General features: G+C 68.3%; 15 protein-coding genes. 7 read left to right on the top strand and 8 right to left on the bottom strand.

Features of this window, described 5'->3' with window-relative positions:
- Positions 1-43 precede the first annotated feature (43 nt).
- The 3 genes from ACIBG5_RS00585 (at position 44) to ACIBG5_RS00575 (ending at position 3,461) form a co-directional block, all read left to right on the top strand.
- Positions 44-859: an ATP-binding cassette domain-containing protein gene (locus ACIBG5_RS00585; protein ID WP_360447650.1), complete on the top strand. Its 816-nt coding sequence runs from the start codon at positions 44-46 to the stop codon at positions 857-859.
- Entirely contained in the window at positions 856-2,157 is a 1,302-nt protein-coding gene (locus tag ACIBG5_RS00580) for a sugar ABC transporter permease (protein ID WP_396389301.1), read from the top strand. The genes ACIBG5_RS00585 and ACIBG5_RS00580 overlap by 4 nt, the downstream gene beginning before the upstream one ends.
- A 98-nt stretch (positions 2,158-2,255) precedes the next feature.
- Entirely contained in the window at positions 2,256-3,461 is a 1,206-nt protein-coding gene (locus ACIBG5_RS00575) for a low temperature requirement protein A (RefSeq protein ID WP_396389300.1), read from the top strand.
- Positions 3,462-3,505: 44 nt separating this feature from the next.
- Here ACIBG5_RS00575 and ACIBG5_RS00570 read toward each other — a convergent pair whose 3' ends face one another.
- The 6 genes from ACIBG5_RS00570 to gcvT form a co-directional block, all read right to left on the bottom strand.
- Positions 3,506-4,588 carry an ABC transporter ATP-binding protein gene (locus tag ACIBG5_RS00570; protein ID WP_396389299.1) on the bottom strand — a complete coding sequence of 361 codons (1,083 nt, stop codon included), beginning with the start codon at positions 4,586-4,588 and terminating at the stop codon, positions 3,506-3,508.
- Between the two features lie 19 nt (positions 4,589-4,607).
- Positions 4,608-5,771, bottom strand: coding sequence for an ABC transporter ATP-binding protein (locus ACIBG5_RS00565; RefSeq protein WP_396389298.1), 1,164 nt, complete (start codon positions 5,769-5,771; stop codon positions 4,608-4,610).
- The gene (locus tag ACIBG5_RS00560) at positions 5,768-6,760 is read right to left on the bottom strand and encodes an ABC transporter permease (protein WP_396389297.1); all 993 of its coding nucleotides are present in this window, start codon (positions 6,758-6,760) and stop codon (positions 5,768-5,770) included. Before ACIBG5_RS00560 ends, ACIBG5_RS00565 begins: the two co-directional genes overlap by 4 nt.
- Before the next feature lie 97 nt (positions 6,761-6,857).
- The gene (locus ACIBG5_RS00555; RefSeq protein ID WP_396389296.1) at positions 6,858-8,618 is read right to left on the bottom strand and encodes an ABC transporter substrate-binding protein; all 1,761 of its coding nucleotides are present in this window, start codon (positions 8,616-8,618) and stop codon (positions 6,858-6,860) included.
- A gap of 41 nt (positions 8,619-8,659) precedes the next feature.
- Positions 8,660-9,667: an ABC transporter permease gene (locus ACIBG5_RS00550; protein ID WP_396389295.1), complete on the bottom strand. Its 1,008-nt coding sequence runs from the start codon at positions 9,665-9,667 to the stop codon at positions 8,660-8,662.
- 381 nt (positions 9,668-10,048) lie between these two features.
- Complete coding sequence (gene gcvT / locus ACIBG5_RS00545) at positions 10,049-11,155, bottom strand: glycine cleavage system aminomethyltransferase GcvT (RefSeq protein ID WP_396389294.1); 1,107 nt, start codon at positions 11,153-11,155, stop codon at positions 10,049-10,051.
- A 99-nt stretch (positions 11,156-11,254) separates the two neighbouring features.
- Here gcvT and ACIBG5_RS00540 point away from each other — a divergent pair, with 99 nt between their 5' ends.
- On the top strand, positions 11,255-12,748 hold the full coding sequence (locus ACIBG5_RS00540; protein WP_396389293.1) for a leucyl aminopeptidase: 1,494 nt from the start codon (positions 11,255-11,257) through the stop codon (positions 12,746-12,748).
- On the opposite strand, the gene ACIBG5_RS00535 is transcribed toward ACIBG5_RS00540, so the two are convergent.
- Positions 12,737-13,069, bottom strand: coding sequence for a cupin domain-containing protein (locus tag ACIBG5_RS00535; protein ID WP_396389292.1), 333 nt, complete (start codon positions 13,067-13,069; stop codon positions 12,737-12,739). The two genes, ACIBG5_RS00540 and ACIBG5_RS00535, sit on opposite strands and share 12 nt — an antisense overlap.
- Before the next feature lie 37 nt (positions 13,070-13,106).
- Positions 13,107-13,424, bottom strand: a complete 318-nt coding sequence (locus ACIBG5_RS00530; protein ID WP_131350737.1) for a hypothetical protein — start codon at positions 13,422-13,424, stop codon at positions 13,107-13,109.
- A gap of 155 nt (positions 13,425-13,579) precedes the next feature.
- Between ACIBG5_RS00530 and lpdA the strand changes: the two genes are divergently transcribed.
- From lpdA to ACIBG5_RS00515, 3 genes are all read left to right on the top strand, one after another.
- On the top strand, positions 13,580-14,968 hold the full coding sequence (lpdA, locus tag ACIBG5_RS00525; RefSeq protein ID WP_396389291.1) for a dihydrolipoyl dehydrogenase: 1,389 nt from the start codon (positions 13,580-13,582) through the stop codon (positions 14,966-14,968).
- A gap of 139 nt (positions 14,969-15,107) precedes the next feature.
- On the top strand, positions 15,108-17,066 hold the full coding sequence (gene sucB, locus ACIBG5_RS00520) for a 2-oxoglutarate dehydrogenase, E2 component, dihydrolipoamide succinyltransferase (RefSeq protein WP_396389290.1): 1,959 nt from the start codon (positions 15,108-15,110) through the stop codon (positions 17,064-17,066).
- A gap of 132 nt (positions 17,067-17,198) precedes the next feature.
- Positions 17,199-18,089, top strand: a complete 891-nt coding sequence (locus tag ACIBG5_RS00515) for a TIGR01777 family oxidoreductase (RefSeq protein ID WP_396389289.1) — start codon at positions 17,199-17,201, stop codon at positions 18,087-18,089.
- Positions 18,090-18,095: the final 6 nt, after the last annotated feature.

The raw sequence follows: 18,095 nt of genomic DNA, 5'->3' as shown, positions 1-18,095 counted from the left end.
GCCGCGATCATGGCCTGAACGCAAAGCCCAGGAGGCTGATCGAGTGACTGTCACCCCCACACCTGTCCCCGTCGGCACCGGTACGGTGCTGACGCTGCGGGGCGTCTCCAAACGCTTCGGAGCGGTCCAGGCCCTGAAGAACATCGAGCTGGACGTCCGGACCGGTGAGGTGCTGGCCCTGGTCGGCGACAACGGCGCCGGCAAGTCGACGCTGGTAAAGACGATCGCCGGCGTCTACACCGCCGACGACGGCACGATGGTGTTCGACGGCCGGGAGGTGCGGGTCGGCAGCCCGGCCGAGGCGCAGCAGCTCGGCATCGCCACCGTGTTCCAGGACCTGGCCCTGTGCGACAACCTCGACGTGGTCGCGAACCTGTACCTCGGCCGTGAGCTGCGCCGGGGCCGGGTGCTCGACGAGGTCGAGATGGAGCGGTCGTCGTGGGAACTGCTCCGGCAGCTGTCCGCGAAGATCCCGTCGGTCCGGATCCCGGTCGCCAGTCTGTCCGGCGGCCAGCGGCAGACCGTCGCGATCGCGCGCAGCCTGCTCGGTCAGCCGAAGGTCGTGATGCTGGACGAGCCCACCGCGGCTCTCGGCGTGGCGCAGACGGCCGAGGTGCTCAACCTGGTCGAGCGGCTGCGCGAACGCGGCCTGGCCGTCATCCTGATCAGCCACAACATGGCCGACGTGATGGCGGTCGCGGACCGGGTCGCCGTACTGCGGCTCGGCCGGAACAACGGCGTCTTCGTGGTCAGCGAGACCAGGACGCAGGACATCATCGCCGCCATCACCGGCGCGACGGACAACGCCGTCTCCGAGCGCGCCGCACGCCGGACACAGCAGGAGGGCTCGGCATCATGACGTTGCACGGATCAGAGATCCGGCCGCAGGACACGCCGCCCCCCGGCACCCCGTCCACGAACGGCACCGACCAACTGCCCGCCGACCTGCAGGACGAGCGGCTGATCGCGAGCCACGGCATCAGCGGCGCCGTCTCGGCGTTCACCGCCCGGCTCCGCTCGGGTGACCTCGGCTCGGTCCCGGTGGCGGTCGGCCTGATCATCATCTGGGCGGTCTTCCAGATCGCGAACGGCTCGTTCCTGTCCAGCCGCAACCTGGTGAACCTCACCCTGCAGACCACCTCGGTCGGCGTCATCGCGCTGGGCATCGTGCTGGTGCTGCTGCTCGGCGAGATCGACCTGTCCGTCGGCTCGGTCAGCGGCCTGTCCGCCGCCGTCCTCGGCGTCACCTTCGTCAACCTGGACTGGCCCTGGGTGCTTTCGCTCCTGGTCAGCATCGCCCTGGGGCTCGTGATCGGGTTGTTCTACGGGGCGCTCTACACCCGGTTCGGCGTACCGAGCTTCGTGATCACGCTGGCCGGTCTGCTCGGCTTCCTCGGTCTCCAACTGCTTGTGCTCGGCAAGGAGGGCACGCTCAACCTGCCGTACGACTCCGCGCTGGTCGGATTCGCCGCGCGCAGCTTCCTCTCCCCCGCCGTCGCCTACGGACTGATCGTGGTGGTGGTCGCGCTGTACGTGCTGACTCGGCTGCGCGGCCGAGGTGCCCGCGCGGCCGCCGGACTGTCGGCCGCCCCCACATCGGTCATCGCCATCAAGGCAGGCGCCCTGGCCGTGGCGCTGGTCGTCCCGGTCTTCGTGCTGAACGGCGATCGCGGTGTCTCGTCGATGTTCCTGTTCTTTCTCGCGCTGGTGGTCGGCACCGATCTCGTCGTCCGGCGGACCCGCTGGGGCCGCTCGGTGTTCGCGGTCGGCGGCAACGTCGAGGCCGCCCGGCGGGCAGGTATCAACGTCCGGATGATCTACCTGTCCGTCTTCGCGGCCTGCTCGACCTTCGCCGCCGTCGGCGGCATCCTCGCGGCGGCCCGGCTGGTCGCGGTGGGTCAGAGCAGCGGCGGCACCGACACCAACCTGAATGCGATCGCCGCCGCCGTGATCGGCGGCACGAGCCTCTTCGGTGGCCGTGGATCGGCGTACTCCGCTTTGCTCGGAGCTCTCGTGATCATGTCGATCTCGAACGGTCTGGCCCTGCTCAGCCTCGATTCCAGCGTCCGCTACATCGTGACTGCCGTGGTGCTTCTGATCGCTGTCACCATCGACTCGCTCAGCCGTCGCAGCCGGCAGGCGCACGGCCGCGCCTAGAGACCGGTGGGCTCCCTCCTGACCCTGACCAGCGGGAGCCCACCGTTCCAATCGGCGATCGAGGGAAACAGCGCGGGCCGGATGGCAGGATGTGCGCCATGGCGGCATCCAGGAGATCCATCCGGGCGTTGGAGACCAGTGCGGACCAGTCGGTCACCACACTGGAACTGTTCTTCGATCTCGTCTTCGTCTTCGCGCTGACGCAGATCACGGCGCTGATGGCGCACGACCTGAGCTGGCACGGACTGCTCCGCGGGATCCTCCTGGTCGGGCTGCTCTGGTGGAGCTGGATCGGCTTCTCCTGGCTGTGCAACCTCGTCAAGGCCGACGAGGGCTCGGTCGCCGGCGTCCTGCTGCTGTCGATGGCGGCGATGTTCCTGATCGCACTCGCGATTCCCGAGGCCTTCCATGACCTGCCCGGCGGTCTGCCCGGCCCGGTGGTCATCGCCTGTGCGTACTTCGCCTTCCGGGCGCTGCACCTGGTCCTGTTCTGGCTGATCGCCGATGGCGACCCGGTGCTGCGGCGTACGCTGCTCCGGTTCGCGCCGTCGATGCTCGCCGCTACGGCGCTCCTGCTGATCGCCTCGCAGTACCACGGGAGGACCCAGACGTTGCTGTGGGCAGCGGCTCTGGCAGCGGACTACGGCGGCACCTACCTGATCGACGCACGCGGCTGGCGGTTCCGGTCGGCGGCGCACTTCGCCGAGCGGCACGGCCTCATCGTGATCATCGCGCTCGGCGAGTCGATCGTCGCGATCGGCGTCGGCGTCACCGACCTGCCGATCTCCTGGCCGATCCTGCTCGCGTCCCTCCTCGGCCTGGTGGTGTCCGCCGCGCTCTGGTGGATCTACTTCGACGCTGCCGTGCGGTACGGCGAGCGCGCGCTGGAGAAGGAGCCACCCGAGACCCGTCCCAAGCTGGCCCGCGACGCGTACACGTTCCTGCACCTGCCGATGGTGATCGGGATCGTCCTGCTCGCCCTCGGCCTCAAGAAGGTCCTGGAGTACGTCGGCGACACCGAGCACCATCACCTGGACGATCCGCTGAAGGGCGTCGGTCTCTATGCGCTCTTCGTCGGCGTCGCCCTCTACCTGCTCGGCCATGTCGGGTTCAAGCGCCGGACCATGCACCAGTGGAGCGTGTCCCGGCTGATCACAGCCGCTCTCGTGCTGATCGCCATACCGCTGGTCACGAACGTGCCGGCGCTCGGGCAGCTCGCCGTACTCGCTGCTCTACTGACGGTGCTGGTCGCGTTCGAGACGGTCCGGTTCGCCCAGGAGCGGGACGAGCTCAAGCACGGATGAAGAAGGGCCCCCGCCGGAGCGGGGGCCCTTCTGTGCAACGGGTTTCAGGCTGAGACCTCGGCGGTGAGGTCGACCTTCGGCTCCGCGAAGTGGCACGCCGCGGCGTGGCCGGCGGTGGACTGGGCCTTCGCCTCGAGCGGAGGCTCCTGCGTCGCGCAGATGTCCTCGGCCTTCCAGCAGCGGGTCCGGAACCGGCATCCGCTCGGCGGGTCGATCGGCGAAGGTACGTCGCCGACCAGCCGGATCCGCTCCTTCGGCGGCACACCACGGATGGTGCCCAGGTCCGGAGCCGCGGACAGCAGCGCCTGCGTGTACGGGTGCTGCGGAGCACCGTAGATCTGATCGCGACTGCCCTGCTCGACGATCTTGCCCAGGTACATCACCGCGACCCGGTCACAGAAGTGCCGGACCACGCCCAGGTCATGAGCGATGAACACGAACGCGATGCCGAGGTCGCGGCGCAGGTCCTCCAGCAGGTTCATCACCTGGGCCTGGATGGACACGTCCAGCGCGGACACCGGCTCGTCGGCGATGATCACCTCCGGCTCCACCGCGAGCGCCCGGGCGATGCCGATGCGCTGGCGCTGACCGCCGGAGAACTCGTTCGGGTACCGGTTGTGGTGCTCGGGGTTCAGACCGACCCGCTCCAGCAGTTCCTGGACCCGGTCGAGCTCCTTGCCCTTCTTCACCAGGTTGTGCACGCGCAGCGGCGTACTGATGATGTTGCTGACCGTCTGGCGCGGGTTCAGCGAGCTGTACGGGTCCTGGAAGACGATCTGCAGCTGCCGCCGGAACGGGCGCAGTTCCCGCTCCTTCAGGTGGGCGATGTTCGTGCCCTTGAACAGGATCTCGCCCGCGGTCGGGGTGAGCAGCCGGGTGATCATCCGGCCGGTCGTCGACTTGCCACAGCCGGACTCGCCGACCAGGCCCATGCTCCCGCCGGCGTTGAGCTCGAAGCTCACGCCGTCGACGGCCTGGACGACCTTCTTGGTCCGGCCGAGTCCGGCCGCTTCCTTGATCGGGAAGTGCATCTTGAGGTCCCGGACCTGCAGCAGCGGCGTGCCGGAGTCCTTCGCCGTGCTGCCGGACGGAACGCCGTCGACCTTGTGCACTGTGTTGTCGCTCATCTCTCTCCTCAGCCCCCTGTCAGCCCAGTCTCGGCGCGACCTCGGCCGCGTAGATCGTGGCCTTGTCGTGCAGGTGACAACGGGCTGTGTGGGCACCGGCGCCGTCCACCGGCAGCAGCTCCGGCAGGTCGGTGATGCAACGCTCGCCCTTCACCCGGTCCTGGTACGGACAGCGCGGGCTGAAGGAACAGCCGTCGGGCAGGTTCAGCAGGCTCGGCGGCAGACCCTTGATCGGGCGCAGCCGCTCGCTCGCCGCCGACACCGTCGGGATCGACTCGAGCAGACCCCAGGTGTAGGGCATCCGCGGGTTGGCCAGCACGTCCTCGGCGGTGCCGTACTCGACGCAACGCCCGGCGTACATCACCAGCACGTCGTCGGCCATCTCGGCCACCACACCCAGGTCGTGGGTGATCAGCACGATCGCGGAGCCGAACTCCTTCTGCAGGTTGTTCAGCAGGTCCAGGATCTGCGCCTGCACCGTCACGTCCAGAGCGGTCGTCGGCTCGTCGGCGATGACCAGCTTCGGGTCGTTGACCAGACCCATCGCGATCATCGCGCGCTGCCGCATACCGCCGGAGAACTCGTGCGGGTACTGCGAGAACCGGCGCTGCGGGTTCGGAATGCCGACCAGGTCGAGCATCTCCAGAGCGCGCTTCTTCGCCTTGTCCCTGGACACCTTGTGGTGCACCCGGTAGGCCTCGGTGATCTGGTTGCCGACCGTATAGAGCGGGTGCAGCGAGGACTGCGGGTCCTGGAACACCATCGCCACCGCGTCACCGCGGATCTTCATCAGCTCGTGCTCGGACAGGCCGACGATCTCGTCGCCGCCGAGCCGGATCGAGCCGGTGATCCGGGTGCGTTTGCGGTCGTGCAGGCCCATCACGGCCATGCTGGACACGGACTTGCCGGAGCCGGACTCGCCGACGATCGCCAGCGTCCGGCCGAGCGGGACCGAGTAGCTCAGCCCGTTCACCGCGCTGACCAGACCGTCCGCGGTCGGGAACTTGACCGTCAGGTCCTCGACCACCAGGTACGGCGTCTCGCCGCTGGGGTTGATCGAAGCCTGCCGACGCTCACGGGTGGCGACCGACGGGCCACGCTTGGCCGCCGCGGTCGACTGTGACTCGCCAGCTGCGCTCTCGACCATGCTGTCCTTCCGGTCTTCAGGGGCAGGTGTGCTCACGAAAGCCTCACCCGCGGGTCGATCAGGCTGTAGCCGATGTCCACGAGGAAATTCATCGCGACCAGCACGACCGAGGCCACCAGTACGGTGCCCATGATCACCGGCAAGTCGTAACTGTTCAAGCTGTCCAGCACCAGTACGCCGAGGCCGGGCAGACCGAAGATCTTCTCGGTGAAGATCGCGCCGCCGAGGCTGCCCGCGACGTCGAGGCCGAAGATCGTGATCACCGGGATCAGGCCGGACCGCAGCGCGTGCTTGTAGGTGACCACCCGGTCGGACAGGCCCTTGGCCCGCGCGGTCCGGATGAAGTCCTCGCTCAGCGTCTCGACCATGGATCCGCGGGAGTACCGAGCGTAGGAAGTGCAGTTGTAGATACCGAGCACCAGCCACGGGGTGAGCAGGCCGGCAAACCATTTCCCGACGCTCTCCGACGGTGGGGTCCATTCCCCTCGTGGAAGGATCGGATACAAGATGGTCAGGTACAGCGCGATCATCAGCGCCACGATGTAGTAGGGCACCGAACTGACCACCAGCGTGCTGGTCATCAGGGCGCGGTCGCCCAGGGTCCCGCGTCTCTTCGCCGCCATCGATCCGACGAAGACGCCGATGGTGAGTACCAGGACGGCGTAGCCGGCGACCAGAGACACCGTCACCGGGAGGCGGGACTTGAGCATCTCGGTGACCGGGCGGTCGTTCTTGAACGAGAAGCCCAGGCACGGCGCGGCGCAGTGCTGGCTGACGCCGGAGGTGGTGAATTCACGGCCGGTGAAGATGCCTGCGGTGTACTCCGCGAACTGCTGAACCTTCGGCCTGTCCAGGTGAAGGTTCGCCTTGATCTCGTTGTAGCGCTGCGTGGTGCAGTTGCGCTCGCCGCAGATCGCGCCGGCTGGGTCCGTGGGCGCGACGAAGAACAGCGCGAAGGTCGCGATCAGCGTGACCAACACGACACTGAGCGCGCTGACCAGACGGCGCGCCACGAAGTAGAGCACGGGATTGTCTCCTCACCGATCGGAGTGGTGCCCGGACCGTGATCCGGGCACCACTCCACCGTTCATTGAATGACTACTGCTTCAGAACGGGCCTCGATCAGGGCTGCTTCAGGTAGATCGAGGTGAACTCCGGCAGACCCTGTGTCGGGTCGTTGATCGCGTGCCCGATGTTCTTGCCCATCGGAGCCTCGGTGTTGGAGTAGTACAGCGGCAAGGCCGGGAGGTAATTCTCCAGGATGTCCTTGTCGATCTTCGTCCACTCCGTCAGCTGCTCATCCGGAGTCTTCGCCGAGACCGCGTCGATCTTGGCGTCCAGCGCCTTGTCCTCCAGCTGACCGATGCTGTTGCCCAGGGCGATCGCGTCGGAGCGGAAGAGGACCGGGAACCAGCTGGTGCCGGACGGCCAGTCGGAGCACCAACCGGTCGGCGTCTTGCCGATGTTGACCGGAGCGTCCTGGTTGCCGACGTAGGTACGCAGCTTGGCCTTCGGAACACCGATCGTCTTGACCTTGAAGCCGGCCTTCTCGAACACCTGCTGACGCAGCTGGCTGCTCTGGGTCGAGATCGGGTCGTCGATCGAGAAGTACCAGCTGAGCTCGAAGTTCGCCTTGCCCAGCTTGCCCAGCTCGGACTTGACCTCGGCGGCCACCGCGTCGTCCTCGGCGCCCTTACCGGTGCCGTTCAGACCCGGCAGTTCGTACTTCACGAAGCCCGGGACGGCCGGCGGCAGGATCGTCGACGCCGGCGGGTCGGTGGCCGGGTTCAGACCGGCGACCTTACGCCACGAGTCGTACGGGTAGGCCTTGGCGATCAGCTTGCGCACCTCGAGCGGGATCTTCCGCGTGTCCATCGGGTACGTGATGGTGCACGGGGACGGGCCCTTGACGAGCTGCGACTGGTCCTTGACCTCGGCGAGCAGGGTGCTGTCCAGGTTGGAGTAGTTCAGCGCGTTGGCGTCCGGGCCGGAGCTGGCCAGGACCTGACGCTGAGCCTTGATGGTGTCCTGGGCGAACTTGAAGTCCCAGGCGTCGACGTACTGGTGCCGCACCGGGTCGGTGTTCGGGTCCCAGCTCGGGTTCTTCGACAGCTTGAGCTCGGTGCCCGGAACGTAGGAGTCGACCTTGTAGGGGCCGGTCGACATCGGGCGCTGCTCGTAGTTCTTCTGCGTGTCCTTCGCCTGCGGGATCGGCGTGAACATCGGGAACGCCACGTAGAACGGCAGGTCGTCGAACTTCTTCGCCAGCTTGATGACCAGCGTGCTCTCGTCCGGCGTCTCGACACCCGCGTAGTTCGCGCCACCGGCGCCGTACGGGCCCTTGTACTTGTCGCCGTCCTTGAAGAACTGCAGCTGGTACGTCGGTCCGGCGTCGTACAGGTCGTGAGCGAAGGAGCGCTTGATCGCGTACGCGTAGTCGGCGGCCTTCACCTCCGTGCCGTCCTGGTACTTGATGCCCTTCTTCAGCTTGAAGGTCCAGGTCAGGCCGTCGGCCGACTTCGTACCCAGGTCCTCGGCGAGGTCCGGGACGAGGACCGGCTTGTGGCTGTCCCCGTCCAATCGGTACTGGGTCAGCGTCCGGAACATCAGCTTGCTGATCTGGTTGCCGTCGGTGTAATAGATGTTCGTCGGGTCGAAGGTGTCCGGCGTGACGTCGGACAGCACCGTGACGGTGCCACCCTTCTTCGCTCCGTCGACTTCCGCGGCCGGGCCCTTCGCAGTGGCGTCAGTCGCCTTTTCCTGGGCCCCACCCAGGTCGCCCTGCCCACCACTGTTAGTTCCGCTGTTCGAGGACGGGCTGCCACAGGCCACGGCGGCCAACATGACCGTCGCCGCGACTGCGGTGATCCGTTTCCACTGCATGGTCGGGTTTCTCCTTTTCTGCCGCTGGGGCAATCGCCGAACTACCGGCGAGTCTTGGGGTCGAAGGCGTCCCGGATCGCATCTCCGAGCAGGGCCAGGGACAACACCAAAGTGGTGATCCCGACCACTGGCAACCAGAGGTAGAGCGGGTCGGCCTTGAACCAGTTGGTGGCGACGGCGATCGTCTGACCCCACGAGGGGATCGGCTCGACCAGTCCGACACCGAGGAACGACAGGCCGGCCTCTGCGGTCACGTACGCGGGCAACGACAGCGAGGCCGAGATGACGATCGGTGCGACCAGGTTGGGCAGCAGTTCCTTGAACAGGACCTGCCGGGTCGGGACACCGATCGCCTTGGCGGCGAGCACGAACTCACGCTCGCGAAGCGACAGGACTTCACCACGGATGATCCGGGCCAGTCCTGCCCAGCCGAAGAACGACAAGACGAAGATCAGAACGTAGAAGCGGATCTGCGCCTGCTCCTGCGGGGTCAGGTTGAACGAACCGCCGCGCATCGACTCGACGATCGGCACCAGCGCGATCGCGAAGAGCAGGTACGGAAGGCTCAGCACGAAGTCGACCAGCCACGAGATGACCCGGTCCACCCAGCCGCCGAGGAAGCCGGCCAGCAGACCCATCACGACACCGACGACGGTGCCGAACAGGGTTGCGAGGAAGGCGATGATCAGCGACGGACGGGCGCCGTACACCCAGCGGGCGAAGCTGTCGCGGCCCGTCTTCGGCTCGACCCCGAACCAGTGGTCGGGACTGAAGGAGATCGTCGGATAGCCGAACTCGTCGACGAGGTCGGTGTGGAAGGTGCTGTAGTTCTGCCCCTCCAGCTTGGTCAGCAGCGGTGCGAACACCGCAATGAGGATGAAGAACACCACGACCGACGCACACGCCACAGCGACCCGGTCCTTGCGCAGCCGGTCGAACGCGATCCGGCTCGGCGACTTGCCGTGCGGCGTCGCAGTGGTCCGTACCGGTTCCGCCGACGCCGGGTGGTCCTCGACACCTACGGTCGAGTCGGGTGACCCAATACTCATTCGCGCTCCGTCAGCTCTGTCAACCGGATTCGGTCTGGTGATCCGGCACATATCGGTGGATATCGTGCCGAGCCTTTGTTCTGTGGGCGGCTCCGTCAAATCCCCTTGACAGCACCGATTCCCCCACAACCGGGCGCAAGCCTGCCTGACACTGTGACACCAAACCAGCGGTGCCCGGCACCAGTGCACAAATCGTTACCGGAACGGGTACCGGAACGGAACATTTGCCCCGTGACGTCACCCTCTGCAGTCATTCGTTCGCAAAATGCGTCGGCACAGCACCGACAGTGTCCAATTTGTGCCAACTTATAACACTCGGTGACGACAGAACACATTCAGTGTCCGGTTGCTCACCGTAGTCACATCTTGGCCCGAGGACCTTCAGCTCTCCCGTACGTGGACGGTGACGAAGGGTGGCTTGACCACATCGAAGGTCTCCTGCCGGCCACGGATGTCGACGACCACCTGGTCGCCTTCCTTCACCGTCGCGTCGAGCAGCGCCAGCGCGATGCCCTTCTTCAGCGTCGGTGAGAACGTTCCGGACGTGACCTCGCCGAGAGTGGTGCCGGACTGGTCCAGCACGGTCATGTGCGGCCGCGGGATCCCTCGTCCGGCGGCACGCAGTCCGCGCAGGATCCGGGCCGGTCCACGCTCCTTCTCCGCGCGCAGCGCCTCGTCTCCCCAGAAGTGCTCCTTCTTCCACCCCACGGCCCAGCCGGACCGCGCCTGCACAGGGGTGATGTCCGGAGTGATGTCCTGACCGTGCAGCGGGTACCCCATCTCGGTCCGCAGCGTGTCCCGCGCACCCAGTCCGGCCGGCACGATCCCGTACGGCGCTCCGGCCGCCAGCAACGCGTCGAACACCGCAACCGCGGCCTGGTTCGGTACGACGAGCTCGTATCCGCGCTCACCCGTGTAACCGGTGCGGCAGACCACGACCGGCGTACCGGCGAACTCGGCCGTCGTGAAAGACATGTAGTCGTGGCCGATCGGCAGACCGATGGCGGACACCACGTCGTCGCTGTTGGTCCCCTGCACCGCGAGAATCGCGTAGTCGTCGTGGGTGTTGGTCACCACGACGCCCTCCGGCGCGTCCGCCTGCAGCAGCCGGACCACCTCGGCGGTGTTGGCCGCGTTCGGGATCAGGAACACGTCGTCGTCGGCATGCAGGTAGGCGATCAGGTCGTCGACCACTCCCCCGCGCTCGTTACAGCACAGTGTGTACTGCGCCTGTCCCGGCGCGATCTTGCCCAGGTCGTTGGTCAGGCAGGAGTTCACGTACGCCGCTGCCCCCGGCCCCTTCACTGTCGCCTTGCCCAGATGGCTCACGTCGAAGACCCCTACAGAGGTACGCACCGCGGTGTGCTCGGCGACGACACCGCCGTACTCCAGCGGCATCTCCCAGCCGCCGAACTCGGCGAACTTGGCGCCGAGCGCGACGTGGCGCTCGTGCAACTGGGACTTCTTCAATTCGGCTGACGCGGTCATGGAGCGGAACTTACCCGACGCGTAGCATGCGGAGGCAGCATTCACGTACCGTCACGGCCGGCCGTCTGCCCGGCGCGGTCAAGGAGGACTGAGGATTTCGTGAGCACCATCACCCTGAGCAAGTCGGATGCGGCCGGTGTCAAGACCGACGCCGTGGTCATCGGCGTGGTCAAACTCGGCGGCGGCGTCACCCTGCCCGCCGGCACCGAGTCGCTGAACGCCGCGTACGGCGGGAAGCTGGTGGAGGTGCTGTCCGACCTCGGCGCCACCGGCAAATCCGGTGAGGTCACCAAGGTGCCCGGACCGAAGCCGGGCAAGTCGGCCGGCCTGATCGCGGTCGGTCTCGGCGCGGCCCCCGACGGCGAACTGAAGACCGAGGACCTGCGGGCCGCGGCCGGCACCGGCGTACGCGCCGCGAAGACGGCCCAGTCCGTCGCGCTCGCGCTGCCGACGCCGGACGTCGAGTGCATCCGCGCGGTCGCCGAGGGCGCACTACTCGGCCGCTACTCGTTCACCGCGTACAAATCGGACAGCCCGTCCGACGTCCCCGGCAACCTCGTCGTGCTCACCGACCTGGCCCGGACGAAGGAGGCCAAGGCCGCGCTCGAGCGGGCCGAGGTCACCGCCGACGCGGTGCACCAGGTGCGCGACTGGGTCAACACCCCGCCGTCGGACCTGCACCCGGTCGAGTTCGCCGCGCAGGCGCTGAAGCTCGGCAAGGAGTACGGCGTCAAGGTCGAGGTGCTGGACGAGAAGGCTCTGGCCAAGGGCGGGTACGGCGGCATCCTCGGCGTCGGCCAGGGCTCGACGAATCCCCCGCGGCTGGTCCGGCTGAGCTACACGCCGAAGAAGCCGGTGACGCACCTGGCCTTCGTCGGCAAGGGCATCACCTTCGACTCCGGCGGCCTGTCGCTGAAGACCTCCACCGGCATGGTCAGCATGAAGTCCGACATGGCCGGCGCCGCCGCGGTGCTCGGTGCGACCGTCGCGATCGCGCGCCTCGGGCTGCCGGTCCAGGTGACCGCGTACGCCGCGATGGCCGAGAACATGCCGTCCGGGTCCGCGGCACGCCCGTCCGACGTCCTGACCATGTACGGCGGCAAGACCGTCGAGGTGCTGAACACCGACGCCGAGGGCCGGCTCGTGCTCGGCGACGCACTGGTCCGCGCGTCCGAGGACGAGCCTGACCTGATCATCGACGTGGCCACCTTGACCGGCGCCTGCGTCGTTGCCCTGGGCACCAAGGTGGCAGGCGCGTTCGCGAACACCGACACCGCGCGGGACCGGGTGGTCGACGCCGCGCTCACCGCCGGCGAGGCGATGTGGCCGCTGCCGATCCCGGCCGAGATGCTGGACAAGCTGAAGTCGCACTCCAAGGTCGCCGACCTGGCCAACATCACCGGTGAGCCGTGGGGCGGCGCGCTGGCCGCAGCCGCGTTCCTCGGCGACTTCGTTGCTGAGGGCATCGACTGGGTGCATCTCGATGTGGCCGGCCCGGCCTTCAACGACGGCGGGCCGTCCGGCTACACCCCCACCGGCGGCACCGGGTACGCCGTTCGCACCCTGGTGGAGCTGGCCGCCTCAGCGAGCTGAGTAGCGGATTTCGAGCATGGTGCAGCCGTCGGCCGTCGTGTACGGGCCGTGCGGCATCCCCGGCGGCCGGCAGGCGTAGTCGCCGGGGCCGAAGGTCTGCTCGAGGGTGAGATCGGTCAGCGAGCCCTCGAGCAGATAGACCTCTTCGACGTACTCGTGCCTGATGACGCCGGCGCCCGACGTGGTGCCGGGAGCCCATCGGGCCAGCCGGGTCAGGTCGCCGTTCTCGTTGTCGCGGCTGAGCACCTTCTCGGCGATGCCTCCACCCGCGTCCGTCCACGCGAGGTTGCCGGTCGCGAAGAACTCGTGCTGATCCTTCATCTGCACCCACCGGCGCCGTCCGCGGCAGCGGGACGGCTCAGCTCAGCCCGTTCTTCTTCATCCGGGCGTTGTATTCGCGCATGCGAGGCGGGTAGCCGACCACCGCGGCGTCGTACGACGGGATCCCCAGCTTGTTGGCGAAGTTGTGCGCCCACTGGACCGACGGCACCCGGCGCCGCGTCCACTCGCCGTCGATGGCGACCAGCAGCAGGGTGTATTCGGTCACCGCCGTACGCGGCTCGACGAACCCCTCGACGCCCTGGCGGGTCTGAGCGAACTCCCGAAGGTGCGCCTGATCCGGATTCTCCGACCGGCGCATCGTGCCCGGCTTCTGCCGGCGACCGAACCACTTCATAGGCAAAGTATCCCTAACACCACAACCCAGGCACCCAGCGGCACGCCCTGCGACCGGCCCGGCGGAGGCGCCCGGCCGCGGCGGTGAAAAGATGTCGCCGGGCCGAAACCGCGATCCGGGGCCGGCCCGCCGACCAGACGCCCACGGAGGAACCTGTGACGAACACGGCAGACAGCAGTACGACGTACGACCTGGTGATTCTTGGTGGAGGCAGCGGTGGCTACGCCGCCGGACTGCGGGCCGCCACGCTCGGCCTGTCCGTCGCTGTAGTGGAGAAGGACAAGGTGGGCGGGACCTGTCTGCACCGTGGGTGCATCCCGACCAAGGCCCTCCTGCACGCCGCCGAGGTGGCCGATTCGGCCCGCGAAGGTGAACAGTTCGGTGTCCGCACCACGCTCGAGGGCGTGGACATGGGCGGGGTGAACAAGTACAAGGACGGCGTCGTCGACCGGCTGTTCAAGGGCCTGCAGGGCCAGTTGAAGGCCCGCGGCATCACCGTGATCGAGGGCGAAGGCCGCCTCACCTCCCCCACCACCGTCCAGGTCGGCGACACGACGTACACCGGTAAGAACGTCATCCTTGCCTCCGGCTCGTACTCGCGGTCTCTGCCTGGCCTGGAGCTCGACGGCGACCGGGTGATCGCCAGCGAGCACGCGCTGACGCTGGACCGGGTCCCGGAATCCGCCGTCGTGCTGGGTGGCGGTGTGATCGGCGTCGAGTTCGCCTCCGCCTGGACCTCGTTCGGTACCAAGGTCACGATCGTCGAGGCACTGCCCCGGCTCGTCCCGGCGGAGGATGCCGACGCGAGCAAGGCCCTGGAGCGGGCGTTCCGCAAGCGCAAGATCGCCTTCAAGACCGGCACCGCGTTCGAGTCTGTCGCCGTGACCGATACCGGCGTCAAGGTCAGCGTCGCGGGCGGCGAGGTGATCGAGGCGGAGGTGCTGCTGGTCGCGGTCGGCCGCGGACCGAACACGGCCGGTCTCGGCTACGAGGAGGTCGGTGTCGCGCTCGACCGTGGCTTCGTCACCGTCGACCAGACGCTGCAGACCAGCGTGCCTGGCGTCTATGCGGTCGGCGACATCGTGCCCGGTCTGCAGCTCGCGCACCGCGGCTTCCAGCAGGGCATCTTCGTTGCCGAGCACATCGCCGGCCTGAACCCGACCCCGATCGACGAGGCCGGCATCCCGCGGGTGACGTACTCCGAGCCGGAGGTCGCGTCGGTCGGTCTGACCGAGGAGCAGGCGAAGGCGAAGTACGGCGAGGTCGAGACGCTGAACTACCCGCTCGGCGGGAACGGCAAGAGCCAGATCCTGAAGACCTCCGGTTTCGTGAAGCTCGTCCGTGCCAAGGAGGGCGCGGTCGTCGGCCTGCACATGGTCGGCTCCCGCGTCGGCGAACTCATCGGCGAGGCCCAGCTGATCTACAACTGGGAGGCCTACCCGGCCGACGTCGCACCGCTGGTGCACGCCCACCCGACGCAGAACGAGGCCCTGGGCGAAGCCCACCTCGCGCTGGCCGGAAAGGCACTGCATTTCCACGATTGAGATGGCCGGGCAGCCACTGGACTGTCCGAGTAGGTTTGAGGCCGCGGGGCGTGCGCGTCCGCTGTAACCCGGATCCCGCTCGCTCCGGCGGCCCCGTAGGCTGACACTCGACCGATCAGACGAAGGAGCAACGACCGTCATGCCGACCTCTGTATCCCTGCCGGCCCTCGGGGAGAGCGTCACCGAAGGAACCGTCACCCGCTGGCTCAAGCAGGTCGGTGACACGGTTGCCGTCGACGAGCCCCTGCTGGAGGTCTCGACCGACAAGGTCGACACCGAGATCCCGTCGCCCGTGGCCGGCACTCTGCTGGAGATCAAGGCCGCCGAGGACGAGACCGTCGAGGTCGGCGCCGAGCTCGCGGTGATCGGCGACGCCGGCGAGAGCTCGGGCTCCGCTCCGGCCGACTCCGCGCCCGCCGAGGCCGAGGCCGCTCCGGCCGAGTCCGCCCCGGCTGAGGCCGCCCCGGCCGAGGCCGCTCCGGCTGAGGCCGCTCCGGCTGAGGCCGCTCCGGCTGCCGAGGCTCCGGCTCCTGCCGCGGAGGCTGCGCCCGAACCCCAGGCTGCCCCAGCACCGCAGGCCGCCCCGGCTGAGGCCGCTCCGGCCGCCGAGGCCCCGGCCGAGTCCTCCGGCGGTGGCTCCGCCTCCGGTACGTCGGTGACGCTGCCGGCGCTCGGCGAGAGTGTCACCGAGGGCACGGTCACCCGCTGGCTGAAGCAGGTCGGTGACGACGTAGCGGTGGACGAACCGCTGCTCGAGGTCTCCACCGACAAGGTCGACACCGAGATCCCGTCGCCGATCGCGGGCAAGCTGCTCGAGATCAAGGTCGCCGAGGACGAGACCGTCGAGGTCGGCGCCGAGCTGGCGATTGTCGGCTCCAGCGACGCTGCCCCGGCCTCCTCCCCCGCACCCGCTGCGGCTCCCGCCGCCGCGGCCCCGGCCCAGGCCGAGGCGCCAGCTCAGGCCCCGGCCGCGCCCGCGCCGCAGGCCGCCCCGGCACCGCAGGCCGCCCCGCCTGCTCAGGCACCGGCCGCTGCACCCGCACCGGCTGCCCAGGCACCGGCCGCCCAGGCTCCCGCCTCTCAGCCGCCAGCCGCTGCGCCGGCCCCGCAGGCCGCCCCGGCTCCGGCTCCTGCCGCTGCTCCGGTCGCCGCGTCGGCGAACGGATCGTCGTCTGACGGCCCGAACTACGTCACCCCGCTGGTCCGCAAGCTCGCGGCCGAGCACCAGGTCGACCTCAACGCTGTCCAGGGCACCGGCGTCGGCGGCCGGATCCGCAAGCAGGACGTGATCGCCGCCGCCGAGGCGAAGAAGGCTGCCGCGACCGCACCCGCCGCCGCCCCGGCAGCTGCCACAGCTCCTGCGGCGCAGGCTCCGACGGTCAGCCCGCTGCGCGGCACCACCGAGAAGATGAGCCGGATCCGCAAGGCGATCGCGGCCCACATGGTCAACTCGCTGAGGGTCTCGGCCCAGCTGACCACCGTGGTCGAGGTCGACGTCACCGAGATCGCCAAGCTGCGGAACGCGAAGAAGGCCGAGTTCGAGGCCCGCGAGGGCGTCAAGCTGTCCTTCCTGCCGTTCTTCGCCCTCGCCGCGATCGACGCGCTGAAGCAGTACCCGAAGCTGAACGCATCGATCGACGAAGAGAAGGGCGAGATCACGTACCACGCCGCCGAGCACCTCGGCATCGCGGTGGACGTGGAGAAGGGCCTGATGGTCCCGGTCGTGCACAACGCCGGGGACCTGAACATCGCCGGCCTGGCGAAGCGGATCGCGGATCTGGCCGACCGCACCCGCAACAACAAGGTGCTGCCGGACGAGATGGCGGGCGGCACGTTCACCATCACCAACACCGGCAGCCGGGGCGCGCTGTTCGACACCCCGATCCTGAACCAGCCGCAGGTCGGCATGCTCGGCACCGGCGCCGTGGTCAAGCGCCCGGTCGTCATCACCCACCCGGAGCTCGGCGAGACGATCGCGATCCGGCAGATGGTCTACCTCGCGCTCACCTACGACCACCGACTGGTCGACGGCGCCGACGCGGCCCGCTACCTGACCGCCGTCAAGCAGCGCCTCGAAGAGGCCCAGTTCGACGTCTGATCCGTTGATGGCGCCGGTGTCCGTCTCCCCGAGGCGAGCACCGGCGCCTCTTCCGTTCACGCCCGTTTGGGCCTGGGCACCGCCGTCAGCACCCAGCAGGACACCGCCGAACCCGACGAAGGAGCACGCTGGATGAAGTACGTCCTGGCCGGCGCATCCGGCTTCCTCGGCACCGCACTCGCCCGCGACCTGGTCGCCGACGGCCACCAGGTCCACTGCCTGGTACGTCGTACGCCGGCCAAGCCGGACGAGATCCAGTGGGACCCGGCGCGAGGTGACCTGGACCCGGCCGCACTCGGCGAGCCCGATGTCCTGGTGAACCTCGCCGGCGCGAACATCGGCCGCCCGTGGACTCCGACGTACCGCAGGACCCTGCGCGAGAGCCGAGTCAGTACGACCGCGACGTTGGCTGCCGTCGCCGGCCAGCTCGAGCGCAGGCCGGTGCTCGTCAGTCAGAGCGGCGTGGGCGGTTATGGAATGGACCGTGGAGACCGCATCCTCACCGAGGACTCCGAGCTGGGCGAAGGGTTCCTGTCCGACGTCGTCCGCCTCTGGGAAGGCGCGCTCGAACCCGCCCGCGAAGCCGGCAGCCGTGTCGCGTCCCTGCGTACTGGCGTGGTCCTCGATCGCAAGGCTCCGGCCTTTCAATTGATCTCGCTTCCTTTCCGCCTCGGTCTAGGTGGCCGGCTGGGACCAGGCACGCAGTACTTCCCGGTGGTCTCTCTGACCGACTGGCTCCGCGCGGTCCGGCACGTCGCCGAGACCGACTCGATCAGCGGGCCGGTCAACGTCACGCTGCCGATGCCTGTGACGAACCTGGAGTTCACCGAGGCCTTGGCAACCGCGCTGCACCGGCCCGCCTTCTTCCCGATTCCCGGGTTCCTGATGAAGGCCGTGCTCGGTGAATGCGTCTGGGAACTCCTGGGCAGCAAGCGCACCATCCCGACGCGCCTCCAGTCCACGAACTTCACGTTCCACCACCCCACCGTCACCGCTGCGCTGTCGGCCGCTCTCAGCAGCTGACGCACG

The sequence above is a fragment of the Kribbella sp. NPDC050241 genome (assembly GCF_044459685.1).
GTDB lineage: Bacteria > Actinomycetota > Actinomycetes > Propionibacteriales > Kribbellaceae > Kribbella.
This window is presented reverse-complemented; position numbering and strand designations above follow the sequence as displayed.

What these genes read in the sequence shown, in the direction of transcription:
- ACIBG5_RS00580 (WP_396389301.1), top strand. Translation starts at nt 856, where the DNA reads ATGACGTTGCACGGATCAGAGATCCGGCCGCAGGACACGCCGCCCCCC.
- ACIBG5_RS00575 (WP_396389300.1), top strand. Translation starts at nt 2,256, where the DNA reads ATGGCGGCATCCAGGAGATCCATCCGGGCGTTGGAGACCAGTGCGGAC.
- ACIBG5_RS00570 (WP_396389299.1), bottom strand. Translation starts at nt 4,588, where the DNA reads ATGAGCGACAACACAGTGCACAAGGTCGACGGCGTTCCGTCCGGCAGC.
- ACIBG5_RS00555 (WP_396389296.1), bottom strand. Translation starts at nt 8,618, where the DNA reads ATGCAGTGGAAACGGATCACCGCAGTCGCGGCGACGGTCATGTTGGCC.
- ACIBG5_RS00550 (WP_396389295.1), bottom strand. Translation starts at nt 9,667, where the DNA reads ATGAGTATTGGGTCACCCGACTCGACCGTAGGTGTCGAGGACCACCCG.
- gcvT (WP_396389294.1), bottom strand. Translation starts at nt 11,155, where the DNA reads ATGACCGCGTCAGCCGAATTGAAGAAGTCCCAGTTGCACGAGCGCCAC.
- ACIBG5_RS00535 (WP_396389292.1), bottom strand. Translation starts at nt 13,069, where the DNA reads ATGAAGGATCAGCACGAGTTCTTCGCGACCGGCAACCTCGCGTGGACG.
- ACIBG5_RS00530 (WP_131350737.1), bottom strand. Translation starts at nt 13,424, where the DNA reads ATGAAGTGGTTCGGTCGCCGGCAGAAGCCGGGCACGATGCGCCGGTCG.
- sucB (WP_396389290.1), top strand. Translation starts at nt 15,108, where the DNA reads ATGCCGACCTCTGTATCCCTGCCGGCCCTCGGGGAGAGCGTCACCGAA.
- ACIBG5_RS00515 (WP_396389289.1), top strand. Translation starts at nt 17,199, where the DNA reads ATGAAGTACGTCCTGGCCGGCGCATCCGGCTTCCTCGGCACCGCACTC.